General features: G+C 57.4%; 20 protein-coding genes. 16 read left to right on the forward strand and 4 right to left on the reverse strand.

The genetic code is table 11. From position 1 onward, the window contains the following. Window positions 1-7: 7 nt before the first annotated feature. Entirely contained in the window at window positions 8-592 is a 585-nt protein-coding gene (locus BV210_RS05030; protein ID WP_077205580.1) for a hypothetical protein, read from the forward strand. A gap of 111 nt (window positions 593-703) precedes the next feature. On the opposite strand, the gene BV210_RS05035 is transcribed toward BV210_RS05030, so the two are convergent. Next, complete coding sequence (locus BV210_RS05035) at window positions 704-1,567, reverse strand: DUF2250 domain-containing protein (RefSeq protein ID WP_077205581.1); 864 nt, start codon at window positions 1,565-1,567, stop codon at window positions 704-706. A gap of 102 nt (window positions 1,568-1,669) precedes the next feature. Here BV210_RS05035 and BV210_RS05040 point away from each other — a divergent pair, with 102 nt between their 5' ends. Next, the gene (locus BV210_RS05040; protein ID WP_077205582.1) at window positions 1,670-2,332 is read left to right on the forward strand and encodes a DUF6735 family protein; all 663 of its coding nucleotides are present in this window, start codon (window positions 1,670-1,672) and stop codon (window positions 2,330-2,332) included. Between the two features lie 6 nt (window positions 2,333-2,338). Here the strand turns inward: BV210_RS05040 and BV210_RS05045 are convergent, their stop codons facing one another. Then, the gene (locus tag BV210_RS05045) at window positions 2,339-3,172 is read right to left on the reverse strand and encodes a DUF6293 family protein (RefSeq protein ID WP_077205583.1); all 834 of its coding nucleotides are present in this window, start codon (window positions 3,170-3,172) and stop codon (window positions 2,339-2,341) included. A 219-nt stretch (window positions 3,173-3,391) separates the two neighbouring features. Here BV210_RS05045 and BV210_RS05050 point away from each other — a divergent pair, with 219 nt between their 5' ends. The 3 genes from BV210_RS05050 to BV210_RS05060 all read left to right on the forward strand — a co-directional run bounded on the left by BV210_RS05050 (window position 3,392) and on the right by BV210_RS05060 (window position 6,618). After that, a complete protein-coding gene (locus tag BV210_RS05050; RefSeq protein WP_216640641.1) occupies window positions 3,392-4,228 on the forward strand; it encodes an N-glycosylase/DNA lyase in 837 nt (278 codons plus the stop codon). A 246-nt stretch (window positions 4,229-4,474) separates the two neighbouring features. Beyond that, window positions 4,475-5,413: an ImmA/IrrE family metallo-endopeptidase gene (locus tag BV210_RS05055; protein ID WP_077205585.1), complete on the forward strand. Its 939-nt coding sequence runs from the start codon at window positions 4,475-4,477 to the stop codon at window positions 5,411-5,413. A 692-nt stretch (window positions 5,414-6,105) separates the two neighbouring features. Further along, on the forward strand, window positions 6,106-6,618 hold the full coding sequence (locus BV210_RS05060; protein WP_077205586.1) for a hypothetical protein: 513 nt from the start codon (window positions 6,106-6,108) through the stop codon (window positions 6,616-6,618). Window positions 6,619-6,974: 356 nt separating this feature from the next. Here BV210_RS05060 and BV210_RS05070 read toward each other — a convergent pair whose 3' ends face one another. After that, window positions 6,975-7,802 carry an IS5 family transposase gene (locus BV210_RS05070; RefSeq protein WP_077205588.1) on the reverse strand — a complete coding sequence of 276 codons (828 nt, stop codon included), beginning with the start codon at window positions 7,800-7,802 and terminating at the stop codon, window positions 6,975-6,977. A gap of 437 nt (window positions 7,803-8,239) precedes the next feature. Between BV210_RS05070 and BV210_RS05075 the strand changes: the two genes are divergently transcribed. The 3 genes from BV210_RS05075 to BV210_RS05080 all read left to right on the forward strand — a co-directional run bounded on the left by BV210_RS05075 (window position 8,240) and on the right by BV210_RS05080 (window position 9,876). Continuing rightward, on the forward strand, window positions 8,240-9,172 hold the full coding sequence (locus BV210_RS05075) for a transcription initiation factor IIB family protein (RefSeq protein ID WP_077205589.1): 933 nt from the start codon (window positions 8,240-8,242) through the stop codon (window positions 9,170-9,172). 5 nt (window positions 9,173-9,177) lie between these two features. Continuing rightward, the gene (locus BV210_RS20195) at window positions 9,178-9,333 is read left to right on the forward strand and encodes a hypothetical protein (RefSeq protein WP_172824876.1); all 156 of its coding nucleotides are present in this window, start codon (window positions 9,178-9,180) and stop codon (window positions 9,331-9,333) included. A 114-nt stretch (window positions 9,334-9,447) separates the two neighbouring features. Next, window positions 9,448-9,876 (forward strand): SWIM zinc finger family protein, encoded by a 429-nt coding sequence (locus BV210_RS05080; protein WP_077205590.1) that lies wholly within the window; start codon window positions 9,448-9,450, stop codon window positions 9,874-9,876. Between the two features lie 171 nt (window positions 9,877-10,047). Here the strand turns inward: BV210_RS05080 and BV210_RS19740 are convergent, their stop codons facing one another. Next, a complete protein-coding gene (locus BV210_RS19740) occupies window positions 10,048-10,557 on the reverse strand; it encodes a hypothetical protein (protein ID WP_157525836.1) in 510 nt (169 codons plus the stop codon). A 327-nt stretch (window positions 10,558-10,884) separates the two neighbouring features. Between BV210_RS19740 and BV210_RS05090 the strand changes: the two genes are divergently transcribed. From BV210_RS05090 to BV210_RS19755, 8 genes are all read left to right on the forward strand, one after another. After that, on the forward strand, window positions 10,885-11,304 hold the full coding sequence (locus BV210_RS05090) for a hypothetical protein (RefSeq protein ID WP_077205592.1): 420 nt from the start codon (window positions 10,885-10,887) through the stop codon (window positions 11,302-11,304). Next, window positions 11,292-13,061 (forward strand): hypothetical protein, encoded by a 1,770-nt coding sequence (locus BV210_RS05095; RefSeq protein ID WP_157525838.1) that lies wholly within the window; start codon window positions 11,292-11,294, stop codon window positions 13,059-13,061. The genes BV210_RS05090 and BV210_RS05095 overlap by 13 nt, the downstream gene beginning before the upstream one ends. Before the next feature lies 1 nt (window position 13,062). Continuing rightward, on the forward strand, window positions 13,063-13,950 hold the full coding sequence (locus tag BV210_RS19745) for a hypothetical protein (RefSeq protein WP_157525840.1): 888 nt from the start codon (window positions 13,063-13,065) through the stop codon (window positions 13,948-13,950). Then, entirely contained in the window at window positions 13,951-15,225 is a 1,275-nt protein-coding gene (locus tag BV210_RS05105; RefSeq protein ID WP_157525842.1) for a hypothetical protein, read from the forward strand. A gap of 2 nt (window positions 15,226-15,227) precedes the next feature. Further along, window positions 15,228-16,262: a hypothetical protein gene (locus tag BV210_RS05110; protein ID WP_077205594.1), complete on the forward strand. Its 1,035-nt coding sequence runs from the start codon at window positions 15,228-15,230 to the stop codon at window positions 16,260-16,262. After that, entirely contained in the window at window positions 16,255-18,312 is a 2,058-nt protein-coding gene (locus tag BV210_RS05115; RefSeq protein ID WP_253741604.1) for a VirB4 family type IV secretion system protein, read from the forward strand. Before BV210_RS05110 ends, BV210_RS05115 begins: the two co-directional genes overlap by 8 nt. Before the next feature lie 436 nt (window positions 18,313-18,748). After that, window positions 18,749-19,561, forward strand: a complete 813-nt coding sequence (locus tag BV210_RS19750; protein ID WP_157525844.1) for a hypothetical protein — start codon at window positions 18,749-18,751, stop codon at window positions 19,559-19,561. Beyond that, the gene (locus BV210_RS19755) at window positions 19,561-20,145 is read left to right on the forward strand and encodes a hypothetical protein (RefSeq protein WP_157525846.1); all 585 of its coding nucleotides are present in this window, start codon (window positions 19,561-19,563) and stop codon (window positions 20,143-20,145) included. The genes BV210_RS19750 and BV210_RS19755 overlap by 1 nt, the downstream gene beginning before the upstream one ends. Window positions 20,146-20,160: the final 15 nt, after the last annotated feature.

Consider the following 20,160-nt stretch of genomic DNA (forward strand, 5'->3'; position numbering starts at 1 on the left):
CACAAGAATGGCGAGTAAACGACGTGGGATACTGTACCTGATTACTGGACTCGTCGCTGCAGGGGCTAGGTTCGGAGATGAGGCGGCCACAATGCTCGCCCGCGGTAGTGACGAAATCATTGAGGCTGGTTCTAGGAGCGGTGATGATGTGGCCCGAGGTGGCGATGAGAGTGGGTCCGTCATTGATGACGCCGCCAACAAGGGGAAGAGAGTAGTCCGGCAACACCGGATTGAGACAGCCCTTGAGAACCAGACAGTATCAGAGACGTTCGAGATACCGTCTGGCTATTATGCTGGCTTTTCGGCCCGGGCCAATCAGCGAGCAGAACTATCCTATGAATTCGAGACAGTGGCCAATGAGACTATAGATGTCTTGCTTCTTGGTCCTAGTGAGTTTAAGAGGTATGACGATGGTGGCGACATTGAATCCAGTCCACTTACCGATGTTCTGCTTGACCAAACTGGGTCTCGGACCACTGAATTAGAGCCATACTCCCAACGTTATTTGATATTCGACAATACGGCAGCCTCTCTTGCAGACGCTGATGAGCAGGTCACGGTTACAGCAACTGTCACGTTTTCGCTCGTGTGAGTGGAGGGTTATACAGATCAGTCCCAGATGTAGCCTCAAGAACCACCTATCTCCTACCTTTCATCCAGTTGTTGGAACAGTGCTGATGTGAAAATCTGGACACAGTCAAACTTACTCACCTAACTCCCGAAGCAATTCTTCGGCCACGGATGTCGTCACGTAGTAGGTGTGCTTGCGGTGGGTCTCGTCTTTGGGCTTCAGCTTACGCTCGCTGCCTTTGATCGTACTTCCCTCGTAGGTAGTCACCAGTCCCACACGCCGAAGCGCACGGTAGAGATGGCGGACGTACTCGAAGTCCATAGCCAGTTCCTCAGCGGTCATCCGCGGGTAGTCGGGACCACCACGAGCCAACCGCTTCGCGATAGTCTGTCCATCCGGCAGGTGCCGGAGGATGTTCTTCTTCCCCTCTCGTTCTGCCAGAAACCGCAAGAGATGATCGCCCTCCCGCGAGAGCCGGTAGTAGGTGTGGTGCTGGCGGACCTCGTCGGCTTGCTTGGCCTTCACGCGGCGTTGCTTGACGGTCCCCGACTCGACGCGCTCCAGAAGGCCGGCCGTCTCCATTTTCTCACACAGCGCTTCGACCTGTTTCCGTTCGGCATCGAGGTGACCGGCCATCGACCGCGGATAGTTCCCCTCGACCGTGTCGAGGTGATATAGTATCCGATAGGCCACCGGATCGGCCGGCAGTGGTGCGAGCTGGCCGACGACGGCCTGTTGCTGTTCGAGTTCGGCTTCCAACTCTTTCACCTGCTCGTAGCGCTGCTGGGCGTTGGCCGCTGGGTCCTGGTCGAGATCCAGCACCACTTCGATGGCCTCACCCTGTGGGGTCTCCAGTGTGACCGTGAGTTCGCCTTCCTCCCAGTGGTCGCCGGATTCGTTGCGCGCCTGCTGGAGTACCTCCTCGACCGTTTGATAGCGAGTCATGATCGTGTCGGCTTCCAGCCGGAGGCGCTCGATCTCGGCCTCGGAGACCATCCTGGCTCTCAGTACACCCCTCGCCCGCTTGAACCCACCGCGTCGGTCTGTTTATCGCCCCCGAAGGGGTGCGGGGCGATCACCCGTCCCGCGTGATTCGAAATGGGACACAGAGCACTCGTCGCATACGAACGACCGGATAGCCTGTACAACCTGCATTACTCCCACTGGGGTGCAAGCGACCTCAGACTGAAACACGCCATCACACCCGAGACACCGTTCGGGGAGGCGTCATCCACGGACGGGACGGTGGCACTGTTCGAGGCACTCACCGAGGCCTACGACGAGGAGGGCGCAAGCCACCACGTCGGTGAGGGCTCACTGGGGACGGCACAGGTCGACCGCGACCCGCTGGCAGTCGCGGTCACGCGCGAGGAAATCTGCAATCACTATCTGGACTATCTCCACCACGAAGCGTTCTACGAGGTTCCCACTGACTTCGACGTGGCCGCGTACCGCACGTTCTGGTTCGGCCTGGAGTACGACTGCGAGACCATCGACCAGAGTTCGACGGTCGGCAACGGAGCGCTGGCGACGGTTCGCTGGTTCGACGGCCACCCTGTCGGTGATGGGTTCATCCGCGGGGAGTTCCGGGCGCTGAAAGACGTTGTCGGCGACATGATCGACCGTGGTGTGTTCACACCCGCGATCGCCACCGAGTACATGCAGGCGAAACTGGCCGACTGGCTCACCGAGGAACAGGATCTCCTTGTCTACACACCGGGGGCATCCGAAACGGTCCCCGAAACCGACCACTACCTGTAGCCGTAGTCACGATCCAAGCGTGCCGGCTGGCCTGTCGGAAGTGGCGATGTCGTCGGGGTCGATATCCACGGCTGTCTCCCGAAGCAGGTAACTGAACGCCCGCGCGGTCCGGCGGCCGATCTCGGTGGGGACGACACGCTTCGTGCGGCCGACTGACTCGATCTCGATATACTCATGCTCCACAAGCGGATCGAGGATGTGACTGTCCAGCCGCCGGTAGTACCCTTTCTCTGTCTCGCCAGTGTACGCCGCGGCGAATGGCAAGTCGTTTGCTTTGCCGAACGCGATGAGATCGTCTTTCCGGACGTTGTAGGTGTACGGGCCGTCTTCGCACCGCCGGTATTCACGAGTCAGGTACGCCAGCACGGCGACCTGCTGGGGGTCCGGGCCCTCCATAGGATACCGGGGTAACTCAGCGGCGAACTCCATGCCGTGGCCGACCGGCTCTGTACCGGAGGCGTACTCCTCGGCGCGGACGTAATATGGTACGGCAGTACCCGTCACCATGCAGGCGATCATCCCGGCGATACCCGTGATCGTCGACCCGCTGGCGAGGTTTACGTACACCTGGTTGTCCTGGTCAGCATACTGGACGATCTGGTCGGCGATGACTGCCATACTCTCATAGAGGTCGAATAGATCACAGTCGACCACCTCGACGGCGATCCCTGCAGCCTCGAGATCGGCCAGCACGTCCTCGTGGTATGCTGGCCGAGTGATGTCCTCGGCGATAAAATCAAGCAGCACGACGCGGTCGGCCCGGTACTCGACCGCTGGCTCGACGATGCGGTCGTACTCGAACCCGAGCGGTGCGATGTGGACCCGCTCGCTAACGTCCATGCCGACACTGTCGGCCCCAGAGTAGCTTGATAGTAACGATAGTAACGTACTAACATTCTCCTCTCCACTCTCCCGGGTTGTCCCTGTGGTTCGCGCAGACTACCCAGCGGCCCCAGTTCACGGCCTGAGGCAGTCAGTGCGTCGACGGTCGGCGCTGCTCACACGCGAACCATCGCCACCATCACGTACTCACAACACATGACAGTCCCGTACACTAACTTGAACGAGACACGTATCTACTCGGTCGCCGAGGCCATCGTTGCCCTTGGCTACGATGGCATTGCCGCGTTCGATCGTGCCGAACCGGAGTACGAGACGCTCCAGACGCTGTACGACCGCTTCGATTCGGCGGAGCACGTGAAGCTACTGGCCCTCTGTGCGGCAACCCAGGACTATCAGCTCAACGGTGACGCCCAGGCGTTCTGGCGGGCGCTCGACCGGACGGTCCGGGAGTACGAGACGCTCGACTCCGCACAGACTGTCCGGGACGTTCTCGGCGACTTCATGGCCGCCGACGTGAACGCGCGGTTGAACGACCAGAAGCGCGACCGGCTGATTCGCCTGTTCGAGAACGGGTTCGACGAGTGGTTCCTCGATACGCACGAGTCGGCCGCTCCCATCGAGGTCTGGGAGCGTCTCGCTGCCGACATGGAGACGCGCAAGCGGGCCAAGACCGTCGTGTTCGCGATGAAGGTCTACGACATTGCTCACCTCGTTCGCCACGGTGAGTATCTGGAGTTCCCCTCGGACATCCCGATTCCCTGTGACTTGCAGGTCGAACGCGTCGCACAGACGGCCGGTCTCACGGAGCGCGACGACGCCGAGACCGTAATGGGTGGGTGGGCCCACGTCATGGAGACGATCAGTGCCCGCCTCGGCCGGCACGTCTCCTTGCTCCGAATCGATTCGATCGTCTGGCAGGCCGGCCAGATCATCGGCAATCACGAACCCAATCGGACGTCCGCTCGCGAGGCACTTGTTGACCACTTCGAACACGTCGGCATCCCGGCCGACGATGCAGACTACCTGGCTCGTGAACTGACCGCCGAGATGTAAGGCCAGGTCGATTCGAGACTTTTGGGATCTGCAACGATGGGGGCGTCATACCCTAAACCGCACATGTCTTGGATAGGGATTTGCGGCCGCGAACAACACTGATAGAACGTCGGTTCACTCCTCAGTGAGACACCTGCGAAGGCTGCCAACTGATCGAAGCGTGACTCCTGTCGTGCGTTCGTGGTAGTATTGTTTGTGGCCCCGGGAAGGGTGCGGGGCCACACGGAGTGGTCGCGCTGATTCGAGATGGCGACTAGTGACAACACGACATTCGACGACCGCGAGACGCGTGACGAGCAGATGCGAGCGACCATCGACGAGTGGGTCGAAGACCTCACCGATCTCGTCGACGAAGCACAGGCCAGCGCGGAGTTCCAGGAGTGGCTGGATGTCAAGAGCCGCTTCCACGACTACTCGCATCGCAATACACTGCTCATCAAACAGCAATGTCCAGAGGCGACCAAGGTCGCGGGTTACCGAACGTGGCAAGAGGAGTTCGACAGGCACGTCCAGGAGGGCGAGTCGGCGATCTGGATCTGGGCACCGATCATCACGACGCGGTGCCCGGAGTGTGAGAACGCGCCAAGCTACCACGGAGAATCGGACTGTGAGTACGACGAGACACCACCGGAGGAGTGGGACCAGGGGCTGGTCGGGTTCAAGCCCGCACCAGTGTTCGACGTCTCCCAGACCGAGGGTGAGCCGCTTCCCGAACTCGATACTGAGACGTACGGCGATGGAAGCGAGCTAGTCGACGCACTACAGTCGGCTGCACTCACTCTCGATGTGGAGGTCCAGATCGTGGCTGAGTCCGACTGGTCCCATCCGGGTGCCAAGGGTGTCTGTAGTCAGTCAGGAGGGGACCAGCTCCCGGTAGTGAAGGCAAAGAACAGAGCGAACGATGCGGATCTGGCGACGACACTGATCCACGAGTACGCCCACGCGTTGCTCCATTTCCAGGTGGCCGACGACAGCGAACGGGCGAAACGCGAGGTCGAAGCCGAAGCGGTGGCGTACGTCGTCGGTCGGTACTTCGGACTCGATACGCGTAACGCGGCGTTCTACCTGGCGGCGTGGGCTGAGGACAATACTGAGACGATCACTGATCGCCTGCAGCGGATCAGTACGACGGCAACGACAGTTATCGACGCAGTCAACGACCAACTGGGGGACTACACAACGTAGCATCGGCTACCTGTCTATCGTCTCTTAGATTCGAGTACACCATTCACAGGATGTTATGGAACCGTTCCCTGGGAGATTGATTTCGGGACGTCTGGGAATGTATCTCCTGCACAGTGTGACTGCATATATTGCCCCTGCCGAGTACTGAAACCGCCGATACCCCCAGCCGTCTGAGACACGCCCTCTTAAACTGGATGCGAATTACCCTGCATCTACAGAGCGTTTGAGCGCTTTGAGACCGAGATAGACGACTGCGCCTACGAAAAGTCCCTCTATTGCTGCATTGGCCACAGTCGATTCGATGAACGTCAGCTGTACTAATTGAGTGACTGCTGTCCCGAGCAACGCAAAAATGCCGGCAGCGACCGCCATTTTGAGTGTATCCATTTTCAGCCTCTGATTGGAACCGTTTTCGTGATGAATAGAACTCGTGATATTTTTACCGCTTGTATCTATCCCTGCCGACTACACTCTCTGTACTGATCGGATTGAGGGGCGACGGATCGGTATGAGAACCGTTGTATGACTTCTCCAGCATCCAGCTACATATCCATCCTAATCAGCTCTCAGCGACTGTGTTTTTGTCTCCCCTCCATGGGCGGAGGGAGCAATACCCTCAAGAAACGATGAGTTCGGAGCTACCCGAATCCACGACCGATACCACACACGCACAGACAACACCAGACACATCGGTGCCGACGCTGTCGGTTGTCGCAACCGGTCCTGCGACGTTCACCCGACAGGTGAGCACTGATGAGGCAGCGAGCATTCTCGCGGAACACGACAGTGTTAGCCTGCACATCGAACGGGAGATCCGGTCGGCTGACGCGTTCGAGACAGTCGTCGATCCCACGTTCAGGGGTAGTGGACCAACAGTCTGCGAGCCCGTAATCATCGACGGTCTCCTCGCGGAACACGCGATGGACGGTTACCAGCGTGACGGTGATATCGACGACTGGTCGATAGAACTCACTGGAACGGCCACTGACTGGAAGCAACTGAGTCTCGACCTCGTACCCGATCTCCATCGGTGCGACACGGACGAAGCAGCCGCAGTTACGCGACTGTGGAAACTCGCAGCGGATGGCCTCACGAACGATGGGGCCATTCTGGCCGCGCTCGATCTCGTCGATCAATACGAGATCGAGACCCATCGGGACAGGCTTACTGAATTGCTTACTGCCTTGGAGGCTGCGGAGGAATAACTAACCCTGGAGAATTATAGAATTTATCTAAAAATTGTGCACGGGATTACCTGGGCTTCCCGACGTTCTGACAACGGGGACACTTCACCTTCGTGGAACTGAGAATACCACCACTATCAACCAAACCTCGTTCCTTCAAACATTGGTCATGGATGTACGCCCCGCAGTCTGCACATTTCTGCCCATTCTTTCCTGAGACTTTTCCACCACACAGTTCACATTGACCGGTTTCGGAACTGAGTATGCCCATTGGTGCCTAACACCACATAGAAAATAATCTATGGATGGTCTAAAGAGTGCTATGACCACTCTGTAAGGTCTATTGGCTGTGGTGAATCGCCAGACGTAGCGTAATTTCACTGTTTCACCGCCTGCGTGATGTTGTAAACCGCACACATCAGGACGAGTTCTCGGAATTCACCGTACCAAGTTCGCGCACGCACGGCGTCGCCGAGCGTGCGCTTGATCGTCGAGAAGACGGTTTCACACATCGCTCGTTGACGGTATCGAGGCCCATCGATCCGCGCGTTGTGCGCGTGATCGATGGGCCGGAACTCACGATGCTTGATTAGCGGTCTTACGCCTTCTTCGCGGAGTTTTTCGCGCAAATCCATCCAGTCATAGCCCTTGTCGGCAGCGAGGCTGGCAAGGTCGCCCGCGTTGCGGAGGGCGACCTGCCAGCCGAGCTGTGTGTCGTGGCGTTTCTCAGTCGTACAGTGAACATCCAGAATTGCTTGAGTTTCTGTATCGACGAGAGCAGTTGTTTTGAGCGTTTGAACACGGTAATTCGTCCGACGGCAGTAGTGCTTGCTCGCGTTTTCGCGGTCGAAGAACGTCGCGTCGATCGCGGCGTGACCGGATGGGTCGTGCAGCTGCGCCGAGAGGCGCAGCAGCACTCGCCAGAGTGCTGTCTTGATCCTATCAAACCACTTCACTAACGTCGAATGATGCGGGAGATCGGCCGCTTTGAGGTCGATCTCCCCGAGAATATGTGGCATCTCACTCAGCAGATCCAACGCTTCTCGGTAGGACTTCTCCAAGTAAACCCGCAGACAATGCAGCGATACGACGGCATAATCGGCGAAGCCGCCACCCCCTTCGGGGGCGGCGACTTCGCCTCGCCCACCAACAGCATTTTTAGCTAACTGAACGACTTTGCTTGTGAAGCGGGAGATCTTAGACATGAATCATCGACGGTTTCCCGCTTCAACTTCCTAGTTCTAACGGTCGAATCCGACGCAGTCCTGCGATTCACCAGTGCCGGTCTATTCAATATCTCGCTACAGGACCCATTCTAGAACTCTATCTATCGATACGGAGCAAATTCAAACATTTATAATTCAGATACTTTTGGCGTACGAGATTCACACCCTCTATTCAGCATACCATCTTTGACAGACACCAGGTATCTGTCTGAGGAGTCCCCTTATTCTGCCATACTGAGTGATTGTGGATTCAGGTTGACTCGGTTCCATAATACCATGGCTCCACCAATTCTCAGAATAGTCACCTCCAGTCCTAACCGTCTCGGGTACGTTCTCGATTGATTGCAGTCGCGTGGTGGTTTGTTTGTGGCCCCTGAGGGGTGCGGGGCCACACGCAGTGGTCGCGCTGATTCGAGATGGCAACGAGAGACATCTCCACGGACGGATTCGACGAGGAAACGACTGGCGAACTATCGACCACGGACTGTCCGGAGTGTCCCGGCACACTCGTCACGGACGGGGGCGAAACGCGCTGTGAATCCTGTGGGTTGGTGATCGAGGCGGCGCGCCTCGACCGGCGCGGACCTCGGGTGTTCGACGAGACAGATTCGAACCGCAAACGGACGGGGAGTCCACTGACGAACGCGCGCCATGATCGCGGACTGTCGACGTGCATCGGCCAGCGGCAGGACGGGAAGGGTAACGACCTGTCTTCACAGAAGCGACGCCAGCTCGCACGGCTGCGACGGGAACACACACGGGCGAAGTGGCGCTCGAAAGCCGAACGCAACCTCGGACACGGGTGTACGGAGATCGCCCGAATGGTCTCCGCGCTCGGGTTCGATCGAGGCCTTCGCGAACAGGCAGCGACCCTCTTCCGGACGGCCCAGGACGCGGACCTCCTCAGGGGTCGGTCCATCGAGGCGATCGCTGCTGGCTGTGTGTATGCCGCCTGTCGGTGCTCCGAACACCCCTGTACTGTCGCCGAGGTTACTACCGTTGCTCGCGTTGCGGAGGATCGCATCCGGAACGCCTACCTGGTGCTGAACCGGGAACTCGATCTCCCGGTCCCCCCTCAGGAACCAGTGGAGTTCATCCCGAAACTGGCCTCTGCGGTCGATGCTGCACCCGCAGTCGAACGGACCGCACGCGAACTGGCCACTCAGGCAGTCGAGACAGGGCTGGCGAGTGGACGGAATCCGGCCGGCTTTGCGGCGGCGTGCATCGAAGTCGCCGCGGCCGAGCACGGAACTGAAGTGCTGCAATTCGAGCTGGCTGCAGCTGCAGACGTCTGCCCGGTAACGGTCAGAACCCAGCGCGATGCGCTGCTCGCCGAGGAGTGGGTGTGATCAGGATGAGTCTCCGTGGATTCGTCACTAAGGTACTGCCGTGGACGGCTGGCCGCCAGACCATCCACGAGTGTCGACACTGTGGCACGGTCGTCGATCCGGAGACGGTGGTCTGTCCGACCTGCGACCGGCAGGCCATCGCTCGCTACGAACTCCCGTGATCGGCTGCCCTGTTCGGTGAGGGAGCTGTACCATCCCCGTACGGCCATCGCGGTCCTCCAACAGTTTGTGATGCGCCCGAGGGGTGGGCGCACACACGCGAGCGCCCGGATTGGATGAATCCACTCGAACAACTGGAGTTCACGAGCCGTGTCGCAAAGCGTGCCCAATACGAAGCCTTCGAGTTCGAACTGACACCGGCGGGCGTCAGTGTTCGAAACTGTAGCCACGCGAACCCCGCGGACCACGAATACCTGGTCACGATTTCCGAGGGCCTTCCGACAGCCTGTACGTGCCCCGCTGATGCTCGGTTCGACGGTGCCTGCAAACATCGACTTGCGATCGCGATCCGTGAGCCACTCCTCGATGCAGCCCAGGCGCAGCAGATGGCAGCTGACGGTGGGACAGCCACCTCTCCATCGGACGATGAGACTGGTGTAACTGGTACCGACACGACCGACGATGCCTGTGACTGTTCGGATCTCCGCGACGATTTTCCCTGCTGGGAGTGTGTCCGTACCGGCCGTCGCTCGCTTCCAGACTAACGTAGCATTGCGGATAGGGCGTCATACCACGGTTCTCATACCGATTCGTCGTCCCTCAATCCGACCAGTACAGAGCATGTATTTGTCGGTCGTGTCGGTTACGAAGAACTGGCCGCGGGTCGGATTTAGTGCAGGGTGTCAGTTGGGACACCGAATCCTCGGAGAACTATTTCAGCCATCGGCATCAGCAGAAATCGCGGTTGCGGCGTCCTTACAGGTATCGGGGTTTGTCGTGTACAGTACTGACACATCACCGGGACGGGACTGACTGACATCACCGATGTGGACGTTTAGACCGAGACACGAGGTGGTTTTGTCCTGGAAGTCGAATTTTTCCCACTTCGAGACAGGTTGGCGATCCCGCCACGCATACAGGACGGACCCCTCAACCTCGGTCGGGAACCCCTCGAAGGAACCACTGCCAGCCGTTGCGACGTCCGTAGAATCGTCGACTTCTGGTTTGGCCGCCTCGACGTCCATCTCCGCCGAGTACACTGGTTCCCCTTCGTCGGTTATGAGTACCGAAACTGTGTGTGGCCGAAAGTCAAGATTCGTTACTCCAATTTCACCGAGCGTGGGGCTGGGTGCGGAATCTCTATCAAGAGCACCACACCCTGCGAGGCCAGCGACGACCGCGCACCCGCTTAGTTGGAGGGCCTTCCGGCGGGTCACATGGACCATATCCCAGATAACGACGGGAACGTGTTGAAAAGTATGGGTTTTCGGCTATAACACTCGACAAGTTACCGTAATACATACGCAGTTACACTGAGCAGGTTATTCCCTCCCAGAAACCTCGAAAATCAATTTCCTCGGGAACTGTTCTATGATAGACTGTTGTCGATGCTGCTTGAGGCGTGCTATCCCTTGTCATGACAACTAAAACCAGTATTTGGGTATTAGTTTACAGAAAGAGTTAGATTTATTTTTAGTAACTATAACGCATTGAATACAGCCGCCGACTCCCGGTTCCCTCGAACGCATTCCGGTGGCTAGACGGAGGTACCTATGCTAACCGACACCCTCCCCTCGGTTCCGACCGACACGGACACAGAAGCACCGTTCGTCGAACGTCTTGGACTGACACCACGGTCGATCGGCCTTTCGGTCGTCCTCGTTAGCCTAATCGCAGTCGACCCGGCGCTCGCTCAAAGCGTCGGGTCCGATTTCTGTGAGACCAACATGGCCGAGACGGTCCGCAACATTTTCACGGTTATCCAGTTCGGCGGCCCGCTCGTCGGTGGCACGCTCTTTCTCGGCGCGACCGTTGCGACGCCGGCGGTGCGACGCGCCGATCTGAAGAAGGAACTCAAGGAACTCCGGACGCAGGGCCTGGTCTGGGGCGTTATCGTCGCACCGCTTGCAACTGCGATCCTCCAGTTCATCCTGAACAACGTCGTAGCGGGTGGATCAAGTTGCGGGTTCTGACACACCTGCACAAACGAACGCTCCAGACTGGTCTCGCAATGATACTACTGGCAGCCGCTGGGGCCGGGGTCGCGACATCGACACCCGTCGACGGGGCGCCTGGTCCGCAGAGTCCCATCGATCGCACAGCCGAAAACGGATCGATCCCGAACGAGAAAGCCTACGGTATCGATGCCGATACGTTCGCTGCGCTGTGGTCCGGCGATCGCGACGACTTCACGCCGGTGAATGGCTCGAATGGATCGACGTCGACGGCTGGGATGATCGAACTGGCGAGTGGGACGGATATCCCGTTCGACACTCCACCCCAAGCCGTCGAACAGTGGAACACGGGGAACTCCGAGGAGTTTCCGACGACGAACGATTCGACGGTCGTCTATCCACCGAACGCGACGCTTCGGAGTGGCGAGTATATCAAGAATGCAACGGTGAGTGCCTTCAGCGTTCAGCCATCGACACGTGCGCTGATCTCACCGGACAGACAGCCACTCTACGTCCCCAAAGCAGGCACCGTTCAGGGCGTCGTCGATTACCGGGTCGACGTTCCAAACGAGAGCGAGTCCCTACCGTACGTCAGCTGGTCGGTGCAGAGTTCCACCATCGAGACCGTCAAATTACGGGTTAACGGCCGCGAGCAATCGAGTACCGCCCGGACGCAGACACCGACGCTCGAGTACCAGGAGTCGTCGATCGCCTTCGGCGACTCGGTAACGTTCAGGCTCACTGCCAAAGTGTCTGCGTCCGTCGAACAGCGAATCAGGCGGTGTGTCGCTCGCAACAAGAACGGAACCTGTACGAAACGAATCACTGTCTCGGTCACACACAACGAGACTCTCAAGGTAAATGACACCGTCAACGCGGTCGGATACGATCTCGGCGTGTCCGGGTTCCAGGGAGCGTACCCAAATGGTGATCTCGGGCTGGTCGTCTACAAGAACCAGCCGTGGCTCGGGTACACCCTCCCGGACGGTGACGTACATGGCGTCTGGCGGTTCTATTCGGCCCGTGACACGGGCTGGGATACGCTCGTTCGACGAACGAAGACCAACACCGATAGCATCGAGTCACCGGTCCATCCGCTGCAGGTCCATGCGTACCCGATCGAGACCGGTCCAACAGCAACCCGTGAGACTGCTACGATCCTCTCGGTGTACGGGACCGAAACGAACCCACCAACGCTTCCTGATCCGGTCAACCTCGACGTACTGACCGAGCCGTACACCGCGAGCTATGGAATTGCCTCTCGGATAGAGACGTCCGATCACAACGTCTCGAACATAACTGTACACGGTCTGGTACGGGGCGAGAAGGCCACACTCGATCCCGAGTTCTTCAGCCCGGTTTCAATCCGCGAGAGCAATCTGACGATCGAGGTACTGAACCGGAGTGAGCAGTTGCTTCGGGTCAAGGCGGTCCTGCGTGATTCACGGACCGGGGAGCCGATCAATACGACCGGCCGGGATGGGTACGTCGTTCTGAATGGGCGACGAGTCAACACCTCCACGAACGGGACTGTCATCGAGACAGTTCCCCGGGAAGACGGAAGCGTTTCGGCGCGGTTCGTTCCCGGTCACTGGTGGAAGCAGGATCCAAGCTACGTTCCAGCTTCCGACGTGGCGTACGCACGGGGAACGATACTGCAGATTCTACTGACGTTGTATCGGATAGCCGTTCCAGTGGGCCTGTTCCTGCTGGGAGTGTACCTGATCGACCGAATCACGGGCTGGCGCATGTGGCCACCCTGGAGAGGGATGTAACATGGATCAATCAGACGATCGACGATACACAGCAGCGAAGTACGTCTCACGACGCACAGCACTACGAGCTAGTGGCATCGCCGTCGCAACGATGTTGGCCGGGTGTAGCCAATCGGACGCCCAGGAGACACCGGACACGACACAGAGTCCCGACCAGGGGAGCGATCTCATCGACGACATCCGCTTCGATGCGCAAGATCTGGTCGTCGAGCTGACGGCCGGTCACGATGTCTCGACGGTGAATCTTATCGCCCCGGATGGGACTCTGTATGCCGAGGAATCCGTGTCTTCTGACGTATCTACACTCCATATCAAAATCATCGAAGTTGATCCTGGACTTGGGCGGTATCAGCACTACACACCGGGTGAATACGAATTACACCTAGACCACGGAAATAGCTCTGAGAACGTCCCAATCAAACTCTCACCAGACATTCAGATAAGTAGCATAGAACAGGCCCAATCTAAGGATAGAAGCAATTTAGGTCAGATTGAAGTCACTGTGGAGAATACGGGCACTGCCCCAACTTGGGTTCATGATATCTCTTTCTCCGATTCACCAAACTTTGCTGCGGATGGTGATATCAAAGAGAATCCCGGGATAATCCCCTTTGGATCAGATTCAATTGAGGAACTAATCGTCCCCCCAAAGAGTACCCAGACATATACCAGTCCAACTGCCCCACTGGTCTTTCAAGAAACTGCTCGTTCTGGTTGTGAAGGTACATCCGTTGAATTCACTGTCAAAATCGGCATCGCAACTCAGGATGTGATTTCGCAACAACTGATCGCAACTCCTAGCGGGGAACAGATTAGACGGAGCCTCTCTGATGAATTCACCTGTACAGCGGCTGAAATACAACAAGCAGGTCCATCAGGGGGTGATTAGATGCCTTCCTTAGGAGACGTTATTGTAGGAGCACTGCAAGAACTTCTACGTACCTTATTTAACCCAATTACAGATATAATCGAGAACTATGGGTCGGAGTTAATCAAAGTAGTCATCGGAACACCCCATCCCAACCAGGTATTCAGTGCCCCGACTAACGGGCCGTGGCCAGCGATATACGAGTACTACTGGGATTCGGTCGTTCCGCTCTCGCTGTTTCTCTGGGCAGCCGCTATCGGGCTGATTATCTTCTTCGAGTCGACGAGCCACCTCTTCAGCAGCTATCACCGGACCAAACTGAAAAAGCGGGCCTTCTCTGGACTGCTGGGCATTCTCTCGTGGTGGTGGATAGCCGCGCTCTCACTGCGGTTCATGAGTGCGCTGGCCGAGTTCATCGTGCCGCAGCTGTCGGAGGTCACACTCTTCGAGACGCTGTCGTTCTCGGGGATGGGTGTCCTCGGCACGGTGATGGCGCTCATGACTGATTTCACACTCTTCGTGCTGATCGCGTTGCTGTACCTGATGCGGGAAGTCGTGCTCTACCTGTTCGTTCTCCTCATGCCGATCCTGATCGTCCTGTGGGTTCCCGGCGTCGGCCCCCTGTCGCTGGTATCGAAGTTCAGCCGTCGGCTGGCGGGATTTTACTTCCCGTTCCTGTTCATGACGATTCCGGTCGCGATTCTGTTCCGGCTCGGAGGCCTCCTCGGGTCGAGCTTCGATGCGTCTATGGGTGGATTCGGCTCGTGGCTGATCGCACTGGTCATCCCGATTATCGCTCTGATCGCACCACTCGTTCTGTTCTGGCAGGCTGGGGCGCTGTTCTTCGTCGCCGACCGTGCGTCCCAACATGTCTCTCGAAACCGAGCACGGGCACGGGTTACGAAAACCCGCGACGCGGGACAGACCGTCCAGCACGGCCGACGGAATTTCGCTCGCGGTGTTCGCGGTGAGCCAGCGGTCACGCAGGGAGGACAGTCCCTGTTACCCTCGAACGATTCGCGAGCCCACGCGGCTGGAAAGGCGGTCCGTCGGCCGGCCGAGCGGATGCGATCCGCCGTCGACCGTACAGGCGGTGGTGGGGGAGGCGGTAGTGGATCCAGCGGTGACAGCACAGCGAGTTCGACGACCGAGACTCGAACAGATCGATCGCGTACCGGGAGTGGATCGAGCAGTGAGACCGATCGAAACGAGACCTTCGACGCGCTCCGGGATCGGGGTAGCAACCGATCCGGAGGGCGAGACCAGGACGACGATCGCCCCTACTACATCGACTGACCATGACACACGACCGATCAGCCGATCACGATCCATCGAAACGCATTCCGAAATCACTGAACAACGACACCAAACTCTATGGGCGCTACACGCTCCAGGACGTCGCGGTCGCCCTCTTCCCGGGCGTCCTCGTCATCCTTACGACGCAAGTGATCCTGCCGCCGTCACTCTCGGTCTGGGGGTACGGGGTCCAGACACTGACGCTCCCGATCGCGGGTATTGCCATCCTGATCGGTGGCATCTTCGTGACGCTGACACCGAAATACACCGATAGTCTCGGCTGGATCGAGAATCTCGTCCAGTTCTACCGGAGTGCCCGCAATCTGGAGCACGAGGATGCAGCCTCTTACACACAGGTCGAATGCATCCACCCGGATCGGGGTGCCATCGAACGAACTGACGGAGCACTCGTGGGACTCGTGCAGGTCGACCCACCGAACATGGCGCTGGCGACAGACGCTGAGTGGGCAAAGCGCGCCGATAGCTTCCAGGACTTCCTGAACACCGTCGTCGAATTCCCGATCCAGATCCATTCGACGACACGGGAGTTCCCGGCCGAGGAGTACCTCTCTCACTACGAGTCACGCCTGTGCGATCAGGACGTCAAAGAGAACCCACAGCTGCAGGCGCTGATCGAGAACTACGTCGCGTGGTACGAGCGCGATCTCGAACAACGACAGATGACGATCCGTGACCACTACGTCGTCGTCGCTGTCAGGCCCTCGGAGGTCCAGTTCGAGCAGGAGAGTATCGCCCAGCAGTTGACGGGTATTCCAGTCATCGGGACGTTCGTTCGTGTCTGGCTGGCACCGGGCCGCGACCAGGAACGGGAAGCGATGTTCGAGGCACTGGAGACACGCCGCCGTCAGATCGAGGGCGGCCTTCGGGAGATCGAGGGGTGCTCTGCCCGGCAAGTCCCGGTCACAGACGCCGTGGAGTTGCTGGCCTCCTTCTGGGCCGGTGAAGCAGTGGCATACGGAACGACGGACGACGTCGTTGCACACCAGCCGCTTCTCGGAGGTGGTACGGATGTCTAACTCGACTCACGAGGAACCTGATACCGAACAGACGACAGAGGAACCCGTTTCAGAACCAGCCGACAGCGCTGAGAGCGCAACTTCCGAGGCGACCGGGGAGACTGACGTGGGAGCTGACTCCGAAGCACCCATCGAGAATGGACAGGAGTCGACTGCCGACGATACGGTCGAGAACACAGACGAGTCGGGAACGACCGTCTCCTACGACTCGGACGACACCACTCTGTCGACGCCCGCGTCGAAACACGGGACGATCGTCGGCCCGTCGGCCCTCGAGAAAGAGCCTGGATTCGTCAGGACGGGGCAGGACTGGACCCAGACCTTCTGGGTCGGTGAGTTCCCGGATGCGCCGATGAACGGACTCTTCGAGAAACTCTACTCGACGTCGGAAACCCGGACCACCGACATTTCGCTCCACCTCGATCCCCGGGACACGACGAAGACGCTCGACTCGCTGGAGAACCAACTCGAAGATCTCGAAGCCGAATACGAATACCTCGCGGAGAAACAGCGTGCGAGCGCCCGCGGCGTCCAGAAGGACCTCGAAGACCACCGGGAACTCTACGACGTCCTTCGGAACACGCCAATGCGGGCCTTCGACGTCTCGATGTATCTCACCGCTCGGGGCGATCAACAGGAGAGCCTCGACAGCAAGGTGGTCAGACAGACTGCCCGGCAGGCACCGGCGAACCTGACGCCAGTGACACCCCGCTGGTCACAGGACGATGCCCTCGTCTCGACCAGCCCGATCGGCGTCGACAAACTGAACGAATCGATGGACACCCGGACGCCGATGCTCGCCGGGGCGCTCGGGGCGATGTTCCCCTTCGTTTCCGGTGCGTTCGCCGAGCACGGCATCGAGTATGGGACCTACGCGATCAACGAGAGCCCGCTCATCCTGGATCGATTCAACCGACAGACGGGCTACTGTATGATGGTTATCGGCCAGCTCGGAGCCGGGAAGTCCTTCTCAACGAAACTCCAGTTGCTCCGACGGGCGATGTTCGACCCCGACACGATGTTGATCATGCTCGACCCGATGGAAGGGTTCGCCGGCGTCAACGAGGCGCTCGGCGGCGAGCGGATCACCGTCGGCGGAACGCGGGGACTGAACCCCCTGGACATCCAGGAGACCCCATCCGAGGTCCGGCAACAGGTCGCGGATCTGGATCCCTGGGCCGAGCAGATCAGCTGGGTGCTCACGTTCTTCGAGACGTTCTTTGCGAACGTCGCCAACAACCCGCTCGACAACCGGAAGCAGACACTCCGACGGGCGGTGCAGGAAGCCTACGAACGACAGGGGATCACGCGCGATCCGGCAACCCACGGCAACGAATCGCCGACGGTTCGGGATGTCATCGCAGTCCTCGAGGACATGCTCGATCAGCCCGCGGAGTTCGGGTATCCAACACCGGGCGAACAGGAGCGCGTGCAGGCCGACGTCCAATCGCTACTGACGGATCTGCGGCCATCGTTCCGTCCCGATGGCGACCTCGCCAACCTCGCGGAGCAGACGGAGTTCGATCTCGATTCGAAGGTCGTCTATCTGGACCTCCATCAGGAGGAGGGCGTCCGCGGCCGGACGGAGACGAGTCTGATGATGTCGGTGTTGTTCAATGCCGTCTACGAGCGAGCCAAACAGACGGACAAGCGCGTCCTGTTCGTCGTCGACGAGGCCCACTACCTGATGAACGACACGACGTCACTGGAATTTCTGGAGATGGCGGTCAGACACAGCCGGCACTACGACCTCTCGCTCCATTTCATCACCCAGACCGGCGGTGAGTTCACACTGACGCCGGAGGCACAGACGATCGCGAATCTCTGTTCGATGACGCTGATTCACCGGGTGAACGAGGAAGCCGAGAAACTGGCGGAGTGGTTTGGACTGAGCGAGCGCGAAGTGAACTGGGTTCGGACAGCGAAGGCCGGGAACGATGACGATGGCTTCTCGGAGGCCTTGCTGGGGATCGACGAGGAAGGGTGGTTCCCGCTGCGGGTGCGGGCGAGTGACTTTGAATCGGATGTCTTGGACAGTTCAGGTTTCTGAACAAGGAATATAACGGTTTTATAATTCTTTCTCTCACTGTCCAATCAATCCGGATGATGAACTCTCATGTCGAGTCTTAGTTTGGCCGACAGCTGCTAGAAAAATAGTGCGAGATACCAGGAATCCATCGGGCACACAGGTCCGACTATCGAGTAGTTCAGTGAACCGTTCTCTTTATTTGTGAATAGGGTACCGAAGACGCATCAACTACCGCGTAAAAAGAGGCTGACCAGCTTGGGATAGTGTTTCTCTGCTGTTTTATCCCCTGTCAGGACCGGCGGGGATTCAATCGCTGGTTGTCTGGGTAAAATTAACCCTCAATTTGGGGTTCGACGATAACTAACACTCACGAACCTGTGTGCTAATAATGGTTGTGCTAGAAGAACAATTGGACCAAAAGAGTTATTAAATTGTAATGTAAATTTAGAAATGGAGTTTGAGTGAGATGAAAAGAAGGAATTTCATTCAGGCAACCGGTGGAACAGCTTTGCTCCCGGTCGCACTGTCTGGCATAGCTACAGCTAGCACTCCAGAAAGTGTGGATGTCGGGAAGAACATCATCGCCGAACTTAGCCTAGATCACTCTAGAACTGACGAAAGTGCTGAGGCAGACCTGTTTAATCACCCCCCGATCATTACTGAACAGGGTGTTTATCTTCCTGATTATGGGGATCTGGATGTAAATATAGATGATCAGAACATAATGTTGTTCTCTGAAGGGGGTGCTGTATCTCAACTGGGTAATCAGGGAATAGTGCCAGCGATCGAGAAACACAGCCAAATCAGAATACCAAAATCACCAGGTAATGCCCCAACTCACAGTATTCCAGAAGTCGCGGTCGAGAAAAGAGGCGAAGATCTAGAATTGTTGACTCCCAATGGCCGTACTATGATACCAAAGGGTTCCAAAAAAGAGGTTCCTTTCTCTTCCCTTGACCACACACTGAACATTAAAAATCTCGGTGAAAAGAAAATATGGGGTGATTCTCAACGAAGATTATTCCCATTAATTAGAGAATATGATGAAATGTTTAAAAGAGTACAACAAAGGGCAAATGAAAAAGGGGTTTCAGTTGGTGAGGTATTGTCAACGGACACAATTGAACGGTCAGTGATTAGAATCCCTGAAATTAGGGCCATTGCTATCGAGGAGACTAAAAAACAGTATGAGATGACAAACGTGGTCTCTACTGAGAAAAATGTCAAAACAGCATCTGCCACTGGCAGTGTCGGAGGGGGTGAACGATAATGGCTCAAACTACGGTGGGATTCATAACTACGGAGCACGCCTCATCGAACAGGGACCCCAGCGCGCATGCTGACTATGTCCTGGATAAGTGGGCTACAGACATTCAGGATGGAAGTCGCAATTATTCCCTTGGAGTGAATTCTTGGGATGATAGAACTGCTGAATTGAATAATCCAGATGGAACAGATGATGCATTAGAACAATTGAAAAACGATTCAACTGTTCAGAATATAATTAATGAAACCCCGGTATGGGACGCAGTAGTCGTTATTGATGATCGCGACTATCAATTTGCTGTAGGTGGTGAAGTTACTGAGATCGGATGTGCTGGACCATGGAATGGCGAAGATGCAATTGCATACATGACTGCTGATGGCGAGAAAATTCACACCGCTCATGAAGTCGGCCATCTGCATAATGCTCGTCACGGCGATGCTGAAAATTGGGGATGGTGGGAGTTTACGATCATGGCGCAAACAAATGTTCAAACCTGTAACAACAACGACCTCCAATTAACTCGAAAAGGTAGGTTCAGCGGTTGTGCCACAAACAAGATCAGAGACTACATTGATAATCAAATGTAGGTAAAACATATATCA

The sequence above is a fragment of the Halorientalis sp. IM1011 genome (genome assembly GCF_001989615.1).
Lineage (GTDB): Archaea > Halobacteriota > Halobacteria > Halobacteriales > Haloarculaceae > Halorientalis.